This is a genomic window from Kluyvera sp., from assembly GCF_965301105.1.
Genome location: NZ_CBDKZX010000020.1, coordinates 1 through 14513, shown reverse-complemented (window position 1 = coordinate 14513; position 14513 = coordinate 1). Strand labels below are relative to the sequence as shown.

14 protein-coding genes are annotated in these 14513 nt (G+C 56.1%); 10 read left to right on the top strand and 4 right to left on the bottom strand.

The window, feature by feature from the left end:
• Window positions 1-80: 80 nt before the first annotated feature.
• The 4 genes from ACW14G_RS09945 to ACW14G_RS09930 all read left to right on the top strand — a co-directional run bounded on the left by ACW14G_RS09945 (window position 81) and on the right by ACW14G_RS09930 (window position 3626).
• Window positions 81-242: a DUF1328 domain-containing protein gene (locus ACW14G_RS09945; RefSeq protein ID WP_064547200.1), complete on the top strand. Its 162-nt coding sequence runs from the start codon at window positions 81-83 to the stop codon at window positions 240-242.
• Window positions 243-363: 121 nt separating this feature from the next.
• A complete protein-coding gene (locus ACW14G_RS09940) occupies window positions 364-1425 on the top strand; it encodes a patatin-like phospholipase family protein (RefSeq protein WP_249022362.1) in 1062 nt (353 codons plus the stop codon).
• Complete coding sequence (locus ACW14G_RS09935) at window positions 1422-2201, top strand: metal-dependent hydrolase (RefSeq protein WP_249022361.1); 780 nt, start codon at window positions 1422-1424, stop codon at window positions 2199-2201. Before ACW14G_RS09940 ends, ACW14G_RS09935 begins: the two co-directional genes overlap by 4 nt.
• A 147-nt stretch (window positions 2202-2348) precedes the next feature.
• Window positions 2349-3626: a NupC/NupG family nucleoside CNT transporter gene (locus ACW14G_RS09930; RefSeq protein WP_163448808.1), complete on the top strand. Its 1278-nt coding sequence runs from the start codon at window positions 2349-2351 to the stop codon at window positions 3624-3626.
• Here the strand turns inward: ACW14G_RS09930 and ACW14G_RS09925 are convergent.
• A complete protein-coding gene (locus ACW14G_RS09925) occupies window positions 3621-4484 on the bottom strand; it encodes a YjjW family glycine radical enzyme activase (protein WP_249022360.1) in 864 nt (287 codons plus the stop codon). The two genes, ACW14G_RS09930 and ACW14G_RS09925, sit on opposite strands and share 6 nt — an antisense overlap.
• Window positions 4456-6006 carry a YjjI family glycine radical enzyme gene (locus tag ACW14G_RS09920; RefSeq protein WP_167576932.1) on the bottom strand — a complete coding sequence of 517 codons (1551 nt, stop codon included), beginning with the start codon at window positions 6004-6006 and terminating at the stop codon, window positions 4456-4458. Before ACW14G_RS09920 ends, ACW14G_RS09925 begins: the two co-directional genes overlap by 29 nt.
• 258 nt (window positions 6007-6264) lie before the next feature.
• Between ACW14G_RS09920 and deoC the strand changes: the two genes are divergently transcribed.
• The 5 genes from deoC (at window position 6265) to yjjJ (ending at window position 12106) form a co-directional block, all read left to right on the top strand.
• The gene (gene deoC / locus ACW14G_RS09915) at window positions 6265-7044 is read left to right on the top strand and encodes a deoxyribose-phosphate aldolase (RefSeq protein WP_064547166.1); all 780 of its coding nucleotides are present in this window, start codon (window positions 6265-6267) and stop codon (window positions 7042-7044) included.
• Window positions 7045-7222: 178 nt separating this feature from the next.
• Entirely contained in the window at window positions 7223-8545 is a 1323-nt protein-coding gene (deoA, locus tag ACW14G_RS09910) for a thymidine phosphorylase (protein ID WP_249022359.1), read from the top strand.
• 52 nt (window positions 8546-8597) lie between these two features.
• Window positions 8598-9821 (top strand): phosphopentomutase, encoded by a 1224-nt coding sequence (gene deoB / locus ACW14G_RS09905; RefSeq protein ID WP_163449615.1) that lies wholly within the window; start codon window positions 8598-8600, stop codon window positions 9819-9821.
• Window positions 9822-9879: 58 nt separating this feature from the next.
• A complete protein-coding gene (gene deoD / locus ACW14G_RS09900; RefSeq protein ID WP_000224865.1) occupies window positions 9880-10599 on the top strand; it encodes a purine-nucleoside phosphorylase in 720 nt (239 codons plus the stop codon).
• 178 nt (window positions 10600-10777) lie between these two features.
• Window positions 10778-12106, top strand: a complete 1329-nt coding sequence (gene yjjJ, locus ACW14G_RS09895) for a type II toxin-antitoxin system HipA family toxin YjjJ (RefSeq protein ID WP_249022358.1) — start codon at window positions 10778-10780, stop codon at window positions 12104-12106.
• 4 nt (window positions 12107-12110) lie between these two features.
• Here the strand turns inward: yjjJ and lplA are convergent, their stop codons facing one another.
• Together lplA and ACW14G_RS09885 are read right to left on the bottom strand one after the other, a co-directional pair.
• Complete coding sequence (lplA, locus tag ACW14G_RS09890) at window positions 12111-13127, bottom strand: lipoate--protein ligase LplA (RefSeq protein WP_249022357.1); 1017 nt, start codon at window positions 13125-13127, stop codon at window positions 12111-12113.
• Between the two features lie 18 nt (window positions 13128-13145).
• Window positions 13146-13778, bottom strand: a complete 633-nt coding sequence (locus ACW14G_RS09885; protein WP_167576924.1) for a YtjB family periplasmic protein — start codon at window positions 13776-13778, stop codon at window positions 13146-13148.
• A 104-nt stretch (window positions 13779-13882) separates the two neighbouring features.
• Here ACW14G_RS09885 and serB point away from each other — a divergent pair.
• Window positions 13883-14513 (top strand): phosphoserine phosphatase SerB (gene serB / locus ACW14G_RS09880; RefSeq protein WP_455648574.1); only part of this gene is annotated, 631 nt, incomplete at its 3' end.

Sequence of the window (14513 nt, the reverse complement as noted above, 5' to 3'; positions counted from 1 at the left end):
ACCACACTAAAAAAGTGCCGATGGGTGGCCTGGACGCTCATAGCAAGCGGGCGACATTAACTATGGTAAAGGAGAAGCTTATGTTTCGTTGGGGCATTATATTTCTGGTTATCGCGTTAATTGCCGCCGCATTAGGATTTGGTGGACTGGCAGGTACCGCTGCATGGGCAGCGAAAATCGTGTTTGTTGTGGGGATTATCATCTTCCTGGTGAGCCTGTTTACCGGGCGTAAACGGCCCTAGAGCATCGCGTACGAAATAGCATGAAATCAAAGCCAGTCCAGCGGACTGGCTTTATTAGTTTTAGCCGACGCGAATTTAGGCTACTTTGTTAGTCTGAGAACTAAAAAACAGGTAGGTAGAGGTGGGGCAGCGTATACCCGTCACGCTTGGCAATATTGCGCCATTATCGCTGAGGCGTTTCACTCCTGGTCGCATGGCGCTGGTCTGCGAGGGGGGAGGGCAACGTGGTATCTTCACCGCAGGGGTGCTTGATGAGTTTATGCGGGCACAGTTCAACCCCTTCGATCTCTACTATGGCAGCTCGGCGGGAGCGCAGAATATTTCTGCCTATCTGTGTAACCAACCGGGATACGGGCGTAAAGTCATCATGCGTTACACCACCCGGCGGGAGTTTTTCGACCCGGTTCGTTTTGTCCGCGGCGGTAACCTTATTGACCTGGATTGGCTGGTCGGCTCAACCGCTGGGCAAATGCCGCTGGCAATGGACACCGCCGAACGCCTGTTTGAACGTGGAAAATCCTTTTATATCTGCGCCTGTCGCAGTGATGACTATACGCCGAGCTATTTTTCACCCACCCGGCATAACTGGCTCGATATTATTCGGGCGTCCAGCGCGATTCCGGGCTTCTATCGCCCCGGCGTGGCGCTGGATGGGATTAGTTACTTTGATGGCGGCGTGAGCGATGCGATCCCGGTGCGCGAAGCAGCAAAGCAGGGGGCGAAGACGCTGGTGGTGATCCGCACCGTGCCATCTCAGATGTACTATACGCCGCAGTGGTTTAAACGAATGGAACGCTGGCTGGGGGAGAGTAGCCTGCAGCCGCTGCTGAATCTGGTGCAACACCATGAAACCAGCTATTCCGAAATCCAGAAATTTATCGAGAATCCTCCGGGTAATCTGCGTATTTTTGAAATCTATCCGCCGAAACCGTTGCTGAGTATGGCGCTTGGCAGCCGTATTCCCGCCCTGCGGCAGGATTACAAAACAGGGCGTTTGTGCGGTCGCTATTTTCTGGCGACGATCGGGAAGCTGTTGGCGGAAAAACCGCCGTTAGCGCGCCATATTTCACCCGGCGTGAGGTCTATTCCTACGCTACCGGTCGCAAACGATATTCCTACGGCGGCGATTTCCGACGTATCGCCCGTCAATGACACTCTCTTCAATAATGAGGATCTGGCTTGAACAGCAGCTTCATTGATACCCATTGCCATTTTGATTTTCCACCGTTTACCGGCGATGAAGAGGCCAGTATAGAACGCGCGGCGGCAGCCGGTATTAGCAAGATAGTGATCCCGGCAACCGAGGCTGACAATTTCACTCGTGTGCTGGCGTTAGCCGAACGCTTTCCTTCTTTGTATGCCGCGATTGGCCTGCATCCCATTGTTGTGGAACGCCATAGCGATGAGAGCCTGGCGCAACTGGAAGTGGAACTCTCCCGTAAGCCCCCCAAATTGGTTGCGGTGGGAGAAATTGGTCTCGATCTCTACCGCGAAAACCCGCAGTTTGAACGCCAGCAGTACCTGCTGGACGCACAGCTGCGGCTAGCCAAACATTACGATCTGCCGGTAATCCTTCATTCGCGACGCACGCACGACAAGCTGGCGCTGCATCTGAAGCGGCACAACCTGCCGAGAACAGGGGTGGTGCACGGTTTTTCCGGTAGTCTGCAACAGGCTGAGCGGTTTGTGCAGTTAGGCTATAAAATTGGCGTCGGCGGCACAATTTCGTATCCGCGCGCCAGTAAGACGCGTGACGTGATGGCCCGGTTGCCGCTTTCGGCGCTGGTGCTGGAAACCGATGCGCCGGATATGCCGCTCAATGGCTATCAAGGGCAGCCTAATCGTCCCGAGCGCATTGCCGAGGTGTTTACGCATCTGTGTGCGCTGCGCCCGGAATCACCGCAACAGATAGCTCATACCCTTTACGAGAATACCAGGGCCCTCTTTTCGGGCTTGTAGGGTGACTTAGGTCTCGTTATTGAGTATTAACTCTCCGCTATTGCGAAAAACCTGTGACATTAAACGAAAAATATAATTGCGGAACGTTATAATCGGCCTCGCTGGTTTGCCGTAATCTTTATATTTTTCAATACACAGGGACTCTGTATGCAAATCCTCATGGGACTTATCGGCATGGTGGTGCTGCTCGCCATTGCCTTACTTCTATCGAGTAATCGTAAAGCAATCAATCTTCGCACCGTGCTGGGAGCCTGGCTTTTGCAGGTGGGCATCGGTGCATTAATCCTCTATGTGCCTGCCGGGCGTAAGGTGCTGTTGGCGATGTCGGAAGGCGTGGCTAACGTTATCGCTTACGGCAACGAAGGGATCGGCTTCCTGTTCGGCGGTCTGGTCTCCGACAAGATGTTTGAAGTCTTTGGCGGCGGTGGTTTCGTCTTTGCGCTGCGCGTGCTGCCGGTCATCGTCTTCTTCTCCTCGCTGATTGCCGTGTTGTATTACCTCGGCATTATGCAGTTTGTCATCCGTATTCTCGGGGGCGGCCTGCGCAAGGTGCTCAAAACGTCGCGTACCGAATCACTTTCTGCGACTGCGAACATCTTCGTTGGCCAGACGGAAGCGCCGCTGGTTGTCCGTCCGTACATTGCCACGATGACGCGTTCTGAGCTGTTTGCCGTAATGTGCGGCGGTCTGGCATCGGTAGCCGGTTCCGTGTTGGCGGGTTACGCGCAGATGGGCGTACCGTTGGAATACCTGATTGCCGCATCGTTTATGGCTGCGCCGGGTGGCCTGCTGTTCGCTAAGATTATGGTTCCTGAAACCGAAACGCCGCAGGATTCCCCTACGCTGGAGCAGAATTCGAAAGATCCGGATGCGCCAACTAACGTGCTGGACGCCGCGGCATCGGGCGCGGCATCCGGGATGCAGCTGGCGCTGAACGTGGGCGCAATGCTGCTGGCGTTTATCGCGCTGATTGCGTTGCTGAACGGTATCCTCTCTGGCGTGGGCGGCTGGTTCAACTACCCGGAACTGTCGTTGCAGCTGATCCTGGGCTGGGTGTTCTCGCCGCTGGCGTGGGTTATTGGGGTTCCGTGGAGTGAAGCGACGGTAGCGGGCTCATTTATCGGCCAGAAGCTGGTGATTAACGAATTTGTGGCCTACATGAACTTCGGCGAATACCTGAAGGCGGATGCAGAAGTGGCGGCAGCAGGGCTACAGGTCATTTCAAACCATACCAAAGCGATTATCTCTTTCGCGCTGTGTGGGTTTGCTAACCTCTCGTCTATTGCCATTCTGATTGGCGGCCTGGGCAGCATGGCGCCGAAGCGCCGTCAGGATATTGCCCAGTTGGGCCTGAAGGCGGTGGCCGCCGGGACGCTCTCCAACCTGATGAGCGCCACCATTGCCGGCGTGTTCCTCGCCCTATAAGTACAGCGCCGGAGGGATAATTTGCGTTATTCCTCCGGCACGTAGCGCCTGGCTTAAGGCTTCGATATCCTGAGGCCCGGCGCTACGCCATGTTCTGGCTTCACCATAAACGCCATGTGCATGAAAAGCGTTCAGACGAATAGTCACCTCACCCAGCCCGCCGATAAATCCGCTCAGCGCCTTCGCCTCCTGTAGATAATCCGTTTGGTCGGGAATGACTAACAATCGCAGTTCAGCCAGCATGTCGTGTTCAGCCAGCCATTGAATGCTTTGCTTTATCCGCACGTTGCTTCTGCCGGTCAGCGCGAGATGACAGGCATTGTCCCAGGCTTTTAAATCGACCATCACGCCGTCACACACCGGATGCAGCTTTTCCCAGCCGCCGATGGGCAATTCACCATTGCTGTCGACCAGACAGGTCAGATGCTTAAGCGCCGGCGTGGCCTTCAGGCGAGTGAACAGCTCACAGACAAACGGCAGTCGAGTGGTGGCTTCGCCGCCGCTGACGGTAATGCCTTCAATAAACGGCGCCACCTTGCTGATGTGCTCAATCACCTGCTCAACGCTCATCGACTGCGCCATCGGCGTTGCCTGCTGCGGGCACAGGTGCAGGCAGGTATCGCACTGCTGGCAGACGTCGGGTTGCCACACCACGCGACCAGCCTCAAGGCTGAGCGCCTGATGCGGACACTGTGGCACGCATTCGCCGCAATCGTTGCAGCGCCCCATAGTCCACGGATTGTGGCAGTTCTTACAGCGTAGGTTGCAGCCCTGCAGGAACAGGGCCAGGCGGCTGCCCGGCCCGTCGACGCAGGAGAACGGGATAATCTTACTGACTAAAGCGCATCTGCTGTTCATGGCTCACGACACGAGGTTGACGTTCCAGAATACGGGTATTACGCGCGGCTTCTTCACCGAGCCAGGTAGTATTGGTACGTGAGCCTTCCGCGCGGTATTTTTCCAGATCGGACAGGCGCACCATATAGCCGGTGACGCGCACCAGATCGTTACCGCTGACGTTAGCACTGAATTCACGCATCCCCGCCTTGAACGCGCCAAGGCACAGTTGCATCACCGCCTGCGGGTTACGTTTCACGGTTTCATCGAGGGTCAGAATGTCGCTAATGCCCGCGGCGTAGAACGCATGGTGCGGTGCGACGGCCAGCAGATGGCTAATCGGGTCCGGTTCATCGCCATAAGGCAGACGCGCGCCCGGCGTGGTGCCGGTGTCGGAGCTGATGCCAGACTGTGCGTGCAGCAGCGCGCGCTGCTGCCAGCCGTACTGCACCGGCGTTTGGGCGACGAACTCGGCCAGCGCCGCGCTGATGCGATAAGCCAGCGTATTGGCCTGCTCATCTTTACCGTAGCGCCCGGCAATGCCGTTGCGTTCACACAGGATGTTGACCGCTTCCGCCAGCGAGTAGATCCCGAACATCGGTACAAAACGGTCCGGGCTTATCAGCCCTTCGCTCACCAGGAAGCTATTCTCAAAGAAGTGAGACTGCTCGTAGAGGAAGCGGCAGCGGGCATCAATGATATCGATTTGCAGCTGGCAGTAGTGTGGCAGGACGCGGCTGAAGAAATCGTCAATCGAGTCGCTTCGTTGGGCAACCTGCTGCAGATTCATGCGAACCAGGGTGCTGCCGCCGCCGGCGATCGGCAGAGAGTTGTAACAGCTCACGATGCCATATTGGCCTTTTGTGAATATTTTATCATTCACCGGGCCGTTAGCGATATGTGGTTTACTGCACTCGCAAATATTTTGTGCCACCTGTAACAGCAGATCGTCAGGTGTAATTTGTGGATCGTAGATAAAGGTTAGATTAGGCGCAACCTGCTTTAATTCAGCATCAGCACGTAAAATGGCGCGCGTAATCGGCGTATCGTGCGGGCCAATGTTTACGTGTGTGAAGGCATCGGGCAGCGTGCGATCGAGATAGCGCCAGAAACGTTTTATTCGAACATCGATTTCATCTTGTGTTAGAATTCTAACATAAGGTGACAGCAACGCATCAAGATGGCCGAGATACACCGGCATCGCCGTCACAGAAGGAACATGGTGATACAGGATGGTCAGCAGCGACAGGGCGTCGTCCAGATCCTGCGCACCTTCCAGCTCCAGCCATGCGGAGCCGTTGGCGAGAAAACGTTCGTAGTCCGGCAGGACATAGCGCGGTTTGTAGGGGGCGTGTCCTTCGAACATATCGCAGATAACGCCCTCGCTCAGCGCGGCTTGCGCCTGCTCTGATAGCTCAGGATAGGGCAGGGCATTCTCGGCTTCTAATGCCAGGAAATGGCGTTTTTGTTCCGGGGATAACACGGAGCTTGTCACAATTTGCTGGCAGTGTTGCAGCAGTGATGATTCTGGCGAAGTGGACATGTTGAGTTCCTCAGACGAGCGATGCGCGAAGTGTATGAGAAACGATGAAGGCATCTTTTGATCCGAGCCGTTGAAGTGGTGCTTTATGGCTCATCTTTGGTGGCAAAGTTTGATTAAGATCTCGTTGTTGTTATGCAAATTTGTACGAAGTTTTCACTAAGTGTGATGAAAGTCGAAGTGTGAGCGCGGGGCGGTGTTACAATAATCACAGACCCGCAAGGTAACGATTTAAACGGCAATACGCCGTTGGAGAGCAAAATGACTGATTTAAAGGCAAGCAGCCTGCGTGCACTGCAACTGATGGACTTAACCACCCTGAACGAAGATGACACCGATGCGAAAGTGATCGCCCTCTGCCATCAGGCGAAAACGCCGGTGGGCAACACCGCCGCTGTCTGCATCTATCCGCGTTTCATCCCGATCGCGCGTAAAACGCTGAAAGAGCAGGGAACGCCTGACATCCGTATTGCCACCGTGACTAACTTCCCGCACGGCAATGACGATATTGATATTGCTCTGGCGGAAACCCGCGCGGCGATTGCCTATGGCGCTGACGAAGTTGACGTGGTCTTCCCGTACCGCGCGCTGATCGCCGGGAACGAGCAGGTTGGTTTTGATCTGGTCAAAGCCTGTAAAGACGCCTGTGCGGCGGCTAACGTGCTGCTGAAAGTGATCATCGAAACCGGTGAACTGAAAGAAGAAGCGCTGATTCGTAAAGCGTCTGAAATCTCTATCAAAGCTGGCGCTGATTTCATCAAAACCTCTACCGGTAAAGTGCCGGTGAACGCGACCCCAGAAAGCGCACGCATCATGATGGAAGTGATCCGTGATATGGGCGTACAGAAAACCGTGGGCTTCAAGCCTGCTGGCGGCGTGCGTACCGCAGAAGACGCGCAGCTGTTCCTGTCTATCGCGGACGAACTGTTTGGCGCGGACTGGGCTGACTCCCGTCACTACCGCTTCGGCGCTTCTTCTCTGCTGGCTAGCCTGCTGAAGGCGCTGGGCCACGGCGACGGTAAGAGCGCAAGCAGCTACTAAGTTTGCATGTTCGACGGGTGTACCCTCACCCGCCCCTCTCCCTGGAAGGGCGAGGGAGAAAACCGGGTAACGTCATGACAGACAAACGATGTCATACGGTTCCCTCTCCCCACGGGGGAGAGGGCTAGGGTGAGGGGGCATCCCCGCAGCCTCGCTATTAACTCCAAAGGAGGGTACCTTGTTTCTCGCTCAAGAAATTATTCGCAAAAAACGTGATGGCCTGGCGCTGAGTGATGAAGAAATTCGTTTCTTTATCAACGGCATTCGCGACAACACCATCTCTGAAGGGCAGATTGCCGCGCTGGCGATGACCATTTTCTTCCATGATATGAGCATGCCAGAGCGTGTCTCGCTGACCATGGCGATGCGAGATTCAGGCACCGTCCTGGACTGGAAGAGCCTCAACCTCAACGGCCCGATTGTCGACAAGCACTCTACCGGCGGCGTCGGCGACGTCACTTCGCTGATGCTTGGCCCGATGGTAGCGGCCTGCGGTGGCTATATTCCGATGATCTCCGGTCGCGGCCTCGGCCATACCGGCGGCACGCTCGACAAACTGGAAGCCATTCCGGGCTTCGACATCTTCCCGGACGACAACCGTTTCCGTGAAATTATTAAAGACGTGGGTGTGGCGATTATTGGGCAGACCAGCTCGCTCGCACCGGCGGACAAACGTTTTTACGCCACCCGCGACATTACCGCGACGGTGGACTCCATCCCGCTGATCACCGCTTCCATCCTCGCCAAAAAACTGGCGGAAGGTCTGGACGCGCTGGTGATGGATGTGAAAGTCGGCAGCGGTGCGTTTATGCCGACCTACGAACTCTCTGCTGCGCTGGCGGAAGCCATCGTCGGCGTTTCCAATGGCGCAGGCGTCAAAACCACGGCGCTGCTGACCGACATGAATCAGGTGCTGGCCTCCAGCGCGGGTAATGCGGTGGAAGTACGTGAGGCCGTGCAGTTCCTGACAGGTGAATATCGCAACCCGCGTCTGTTCGACGTCACGATGGCGCTGTGCGTGGAGATGCTGATCTCCGGCAAGCTGGCGAAAGACGACGCCGAAGCGCGTGCCAAACTGCAGGCGGTACTGGATAACGGTAAAGCAGCGGAGATCTTTGGCCGGATGGTTGCGGCGCAGAAAGGCCCGACCGACTTCGTTGAAAGCTATGCGAAATATCTGCCAACGGCGATGCTGAGCAAAGCTGTCTATGCTGATACTGAAGGTTTCGTCAGCGCGATGGACACCCGCGCGCTGGGTATGGCGGTGGTTTCTATGGGCGGCGGCCGTCGTCAGGCGTCTGACACCATTGACTACAGCGTTGGCTTTACCGACATGGCTCGTCTGGGCGACAGCATCGACGGGCAGCGCCCGCTGGCGGTGATTCATGCGAAAGATGAATCAAGCTGGCAGGAAGCGGCGAAAGCCGTCAAAGCGGCAATTAAACTGGACGATAAAGCCCCAGAAATCACACCGACAGTCTATCGTCGTATTACCGAATAGCGATATACTGATCTGATCGCTTTTTTGCAGCGCAAGATGTATGGAGAACAAGATGAAACGTGCATTTATTATGGTGCTGGACTCCTTTGGGATTGGTGCAACGGAAGACGCTGACCGCTTTGGCGACGTTGGCGCGGATACCATGGGCCACATTGCCGAAGCCTGCGCCAAAGGTGAGGCTGACCACGGTCGTAAAGGCCCGCTGACGCTGCCTAACCTGACCCGTCTGGGCCTGGTGAAAGCCCATGAAGGCTCTACGGGTAAAATTGCTGCCGGAATGGACGGCAACGCGGAAGTGGTGGGCGCATACGCCTGGGCGCATGAGCTCTCCTCCGGTAAAGATACGCCGTCGGGCCACTGGGAAATTGCCGGCGTGCCGGTACTGTTCGACTGGGGCTATTTCAGCGACCACGAAAACAGCTTCCCACAAGAACTGCTGGATAAACTGGTTAAGCGTGCCAATCTGCCGGGCTACCTCGGCAACTGCCACTCTTCCGGTACGGTCATTCTGGACCAGCTCGGCGAAGAGCACATGAAAACCGGCAAGCCGATTTTCTACACCTCCGCTGACTCCGTGTTCCAGATCGCCTGTCACGAAGAGACCTTTGGCCTGGATAAACTCTACGAGCTGTGTGAAATCGCGCGTGAAGAGCTGACCGAAGGCGGCTACAACATTGGTCGCGTTATCGCGCGTCCGTTTATCGGCGACAAAGCGGGTAACTTCCAGCGTACCGGCAACCGTCACGACCTGGCCGTTGAACCGCCAGCGCCGACCGTGTTGCAGAAACTGGTGGACGAGAAAAACGGCCACGTGGTTTCCGTCGGTAAGATTGCGGACATTTACGCTAACTGTGGCATCACTAAGAAAGTGAAAGCCACCGGTCTGGACGCGCTGTTCGACGCGACCATCAAAGAGATGAAAGAAGCGGGCGATGAGACCATTGTCTTCACCAACTTCGTCGACTTCGACTCGTCCTGGGGCCACCGTCGCGACATCGCGGGCTATGCCGCAGGCCTGGAACTGTTCGACCGCCGTCTGCCAGAGCTGATGGAGCTGGTGGGGGAAGATGACATTCTGATCCTGACCGCTGACCACGGCTGCGACCCGAGCTGGACCGGTACTGACCATACCCGTGAGCACATTCCGGTGCTGATCTACGGCCCGAAAGTAAAACCGGGCTCGCTGGGCCACCGTGAAACCTTCGCGGATATTGGCCAGACGCTGGCGACTTACTTTGGTACGTCGCCAATGGAATACGGCAAAAACATGCTGTGAGTATTTGGGCGGGAGGATTTCCCGCCCTTCGTCTATTTAAAAAATAAAGGATATTACGATGGCTACCCCACATATTAACGCTGAAATGGGCGATTTCGCTGATGTCGTGCTGATGCCGGGCGACCCGCTGCGCGCGAAGCACATTGCTGAGACTTTCCTCGAAGATGTCCGTGAAGTGAACAACGTTCGCGGCATGTTAGGTTTCACCGGTACTTACAAAGGCCGTAAGATCTCCGTGATGGGCCACGGCATGGGTATCCCGTCCTGCTCCATCTACACCAAAGAGCTGATCACCGATTTCGGCGTGAAGAAAATCATTCGCGTAGGTTCCTGTGGCGCTGTGCGCATGGACGTCAAACTGCGTGACGTGGTGATCGGTATGGGTGCTTGCACCGACTCCAAGGTGAACCGTATTCGTTTCAAAGATCATGACTTCGCGGCTATCGCTGACTTCGACATGGTCCGTAACGCGGTTGACGCGGCAAAAGCGCTGGGCGTAGACGCGCGCGTAGGCAACCTGTTCTCCGCTGACCTGTTCTACTCTCCGGACGGCGAAATGTTCGACGTGATGGAAAAATACGGCGTACTGGGTGTGGAAATGGAAGCGGCGGGCATCTACGGCGTTGCGGCTGAGTTTGGTGCGAAAGCGCTGACCATCTGCACCGTGTCCGACCACATCCGTACCCACGAGCAGACCACTGCCGCTGAACGTCAGACGACCTTCAACGACATGATCAAAATCGCGCTGGAATCTGTGCTGCTGGGCGACCAGGAGTAAGCAGTAAATCGACCCGGACGAGGTGCGTCAAGGCCTGGTCCGGGTAATGTCAGCGTTATATCAAATCTCTTCCGATAATCTATTCATATTTCCTCTCGCTCTCTCTTTGTTTGTGTTGACAATCAAAGGTCTGTGTCCTTAAATCCATTCAAGTATCTATTCATTAATCTATTCATCTATGAGCGCATTAACCGATTTGCTCCTACAGGGGCCGAGTTCCGCCGCTGAATTAAGATCATCGCTGGCCATTAGTCAGGCAACGTTCTCTCGTCTGGTTTCCGCGCATCAGGACGTCATCCAGTTTGGTAAAGCCCGTGCAACGCGCTACGCGCTTGTTCGGCCTGTTCGCGGCGTTGCGGCCTTTCCCCTCTGGCAGGTCAATGCACAAGGGCAGGCCGCTAAGTTTGGCGTTCTTTATCCGTGTTGGCCTCAGGGGAGTTGCCTGGTTGCGCTTGATACAGGTGAATGGCAATGGTTTGACAGCCTGCCATGGTATCTGACCGATCTTCGGCCACAGGGATTCCTTGGGCGAGCCTGGGGAAGGGCCGTGGCTGGGTATGCGCATCTGCCTGATGACATCCGGTTGTGGCAAGAGGATGAAGTCCTGTATGCGCTGCGGGCGTATCAGGGTGAGAATGCGGGCGGCTGGATCGTGGGTGAGGAAAATTACCAGCGTTGGGTGACCGCGCCGGATGCGACGGCAATTACGCAGGCCGAAAAACTCAACCGCTATCAACAACTGGCGGAAGATGCGCTCGCAGGTGAGGTCATCGGCTCTTCAGCCGGTGGTGAGCAGCCTAAATTTGCCTGTTTTGCAGAAACAAGATGGGGCAATCAGCACGTGCTGGTGAAATTCAGCACGCGTGAAAGGAACGCCGTTTCTGAACGCTGGAGAGATCTCTTGATTGCCGAGTCCATCGCATTAGCCGTGCTTTCTTCCGCCAACATTGACGCCAGTTCAGCCACGGCGATTTGCAGCGAGGGAGGACAGGTCTTTCTGGAAAGCATTCGCTTCGACTGCACCGGGATACGTGGTCGTCGGCAAATTGTTTCCCTGGAGGCATTGCAAGGCGAGTATGCATCTTCGCCAGGCATCTGGCCGGTGGTCACGCATCGGCTTGCCGGGCAGGGCATTATAGATGCTGTTGCCCATCAGCAAATTGAGAAAATTTGGGCGTTTGGTCGGCTTATCGCCAACAGCGATATGCATGCGGGTAACCTCTCGTTTTATTACTCCGATACCCCGATGGCGCTCGCGCCTGTCTATGATATGTTGCCGATGGCTTACGCTCCGGCGGCATCGGGCATGTTGCGCTACGCGCCTGTCGACATCCGTGTGGAGGCAACAATCGATAAGAAAGCGTGGGAATTTGCCTTGCCGTTGGCCGAGCGCTTTTGGCTGCTGGTCGTGGATGATAGACGCATCAGCGCGGGCTTTCAGGAGATTGCCCGCGCGATGGTGGGTAAATTGAAGTTAGCCGCGCAGACCATCGGGCGGCTGGCGTAGACGCTTAGCGTACAGCTTGAGCCATCCATGCAGCCAGTTCTCGCAGCTCACCTTTCTGAGCCGGGAATTCAGCAATTAAAGATTCGCAGGCCTGCTCCAATACATCCACTCGATACTGGCAGCCCTGTAAACGCTCGCCCAGTGCCTCAAACGGCACCGGATTCAGGCTATCGGTAAACACCTGAGTGCGGGTAATCACGCCTTTCTCAACGTCGAAATGTAGCTCGACGCCACCCCAGGTAAAACGTTCATCCAGCAGATGGCTGAACGCCGGCGCCTGGCCGAAATTCCACTCCCAACTGCTTTGTCGGGCAAAGGTTTCGGCGAAGTTGGGCAGGTCTGGCACGTTATCCGGCGAGATAATTTCTGCTTCGACGCGCTCACCGTAGTGGCGGAAAAACGCTTCGGTTACGGCTTCGCAAATTTGCTGGTGGGTAATATCCGGCAGCAGTTCAACCAGGTTCGCCACGCGCCCACGCACGGAGGTTATTCCCTTTGCCTGGAGCTTTTTCTTGTCTGGATTCAGATAATTGGCCAGTCGGCTGAGATCGGCATTCAGCAGCAGCGTGCCGTGGTGGAAACCACGATCTTTCGTTTCCCGGTAGGCTGAGCCGGAGACTTTACGATCGCCTTCCTCCGTTTTAACGATCAGATCGTTTCGCCCTGAGGCTTCAGCCGTAATGCCGAGTGAATTCAGTGCCTCCAGCACGATGGCGGTAGAGACGGTCTTGTCGTACTCCGGTTTACCCGCCATAAAGGTAAAGCAGGTGTTGCCAAGGTCGTGGAACACCGCGCCGCCGCCGCTGCTGCGACGCGCCAGGCGGACGTTATCTTCTTCCATACGTCGGGTATTGCACTCTTTCCATGGGTTCTGCGCGCGACCGATAACGACCGTGTCCGCGTTGCGCCACAGGAATAGCACCCGCTGGGTGGCGGGCATCTGGCGAAAAATACACTCCTCGACGGCGAGGTTGAACCACGGATCGTGAGAGTCAGAAAGCAGCAGGCGCAGCGTTGTCATAGCGATTTCCTTTTCTGATTAATCTTTATCTTCGTCCTGTACGGGCTTGTTGGCGGTGAGCAGGAACGGCGACTGCTGCCAGCGAGTACGTTTGCCGCGCAGCAGCGTGCGTGCCAGTACCACGCCAATGGCCAGCGACAGCAGCAGCATCAAGCGTAAAATATTGGTGGTGTTATCCACCTGATTGGATTCGGTGGCGATGGTGTGCGTATCGAGCGTCAGACGCAGATAGCCGAGCGGGCCATTTTTTCCCTGAATAGGTTCAACAATCTGCTGGTTGAAGTAGCTCCCGGCCTTTTTGCCGTCCAGCGCCAGACGGTCGCGAAGCTCAACCTGTTCGCCGGCGCGCGCGATAAGGTCGCCCTGCTCATCATAGACGCCCGCGTCGAGGATTCGGCTTTTCACGGTAAGTTGTTTCAGCAACTGGCCGATTTTTTTCTCGTCCGGCGTTTCCGTTTTCATCATCGGCGCGAGATTGAGCGACACCTGATACGCCAGCGTCCTCGCCAGATCTTCCAGCTGCGGATTGCGTTGTTTCTGGCTTTGCTGACTGAACCAGGACGCCCCCTGCATCAGCGCGACGAGCAGCGCCAGACAGATAAGAACAATCACCGTGCGATGCAGTCGAAATTTCAGTTTTGCGCGAACCATATTCCACCTTTGAAAATTTACAGCTTAATGTTGCCAGAAGCGCTGGTTACAAGGTAGCCTCATGCGTTATTTTCCTGGGCTTAATAAAGAAGATTGGAGCTGTAATGCCAAACAGTTTGACCTGGTGCGACCTGCCTGAAGATGTCTCCTTGTGGCCTGGGTTGCCGCTTTCGCTCAGCGGTGATGAAGTGATGCCGCTGGATTACCACGCTGGCCGTAGCGGCTGGCTGCTGTATGGCCGCGGCCTGGATAAAGCGCGTCTGACAACCTACCAGCGCAAGCTGGGCGCGGCTATGGTCATTGTGGCAGCCTGGTGCGTGGAAGACTATCAGGTGATTCGTCTGGCCGGATCGTTAACGCCGCGCGCGACGCGACTGGCGCATGATGCCGGGCTGGATGTCGCGCCGCTGGGGAAAATCCCGCATCTGCGCACGCCGGGCCTGTTGGTGATGGACATGGACTCCACGGCCATTCAGATTGAGTGCATTGATGAAATCGCTAAACTGGCCGGCACCGGCGAGCTGGTGTCGGAAGTCACCGAACGCGCGATGCGCGGCGAGCTGGACTTCAGCGCCAGCCTGCGCCAGCGTGTGGCGACGTTGAAAGATGCGGATGCCGATATCCTGCGTCAGGTGCGCGAAACGCTGCCGCTGATGCCGGGGCTGACTCAACTGGTGCTGAAGCTGGAAACGCTGGGCTGGAAGGTGGCGATCGCCTCCGGCGGCTTCACCTTCT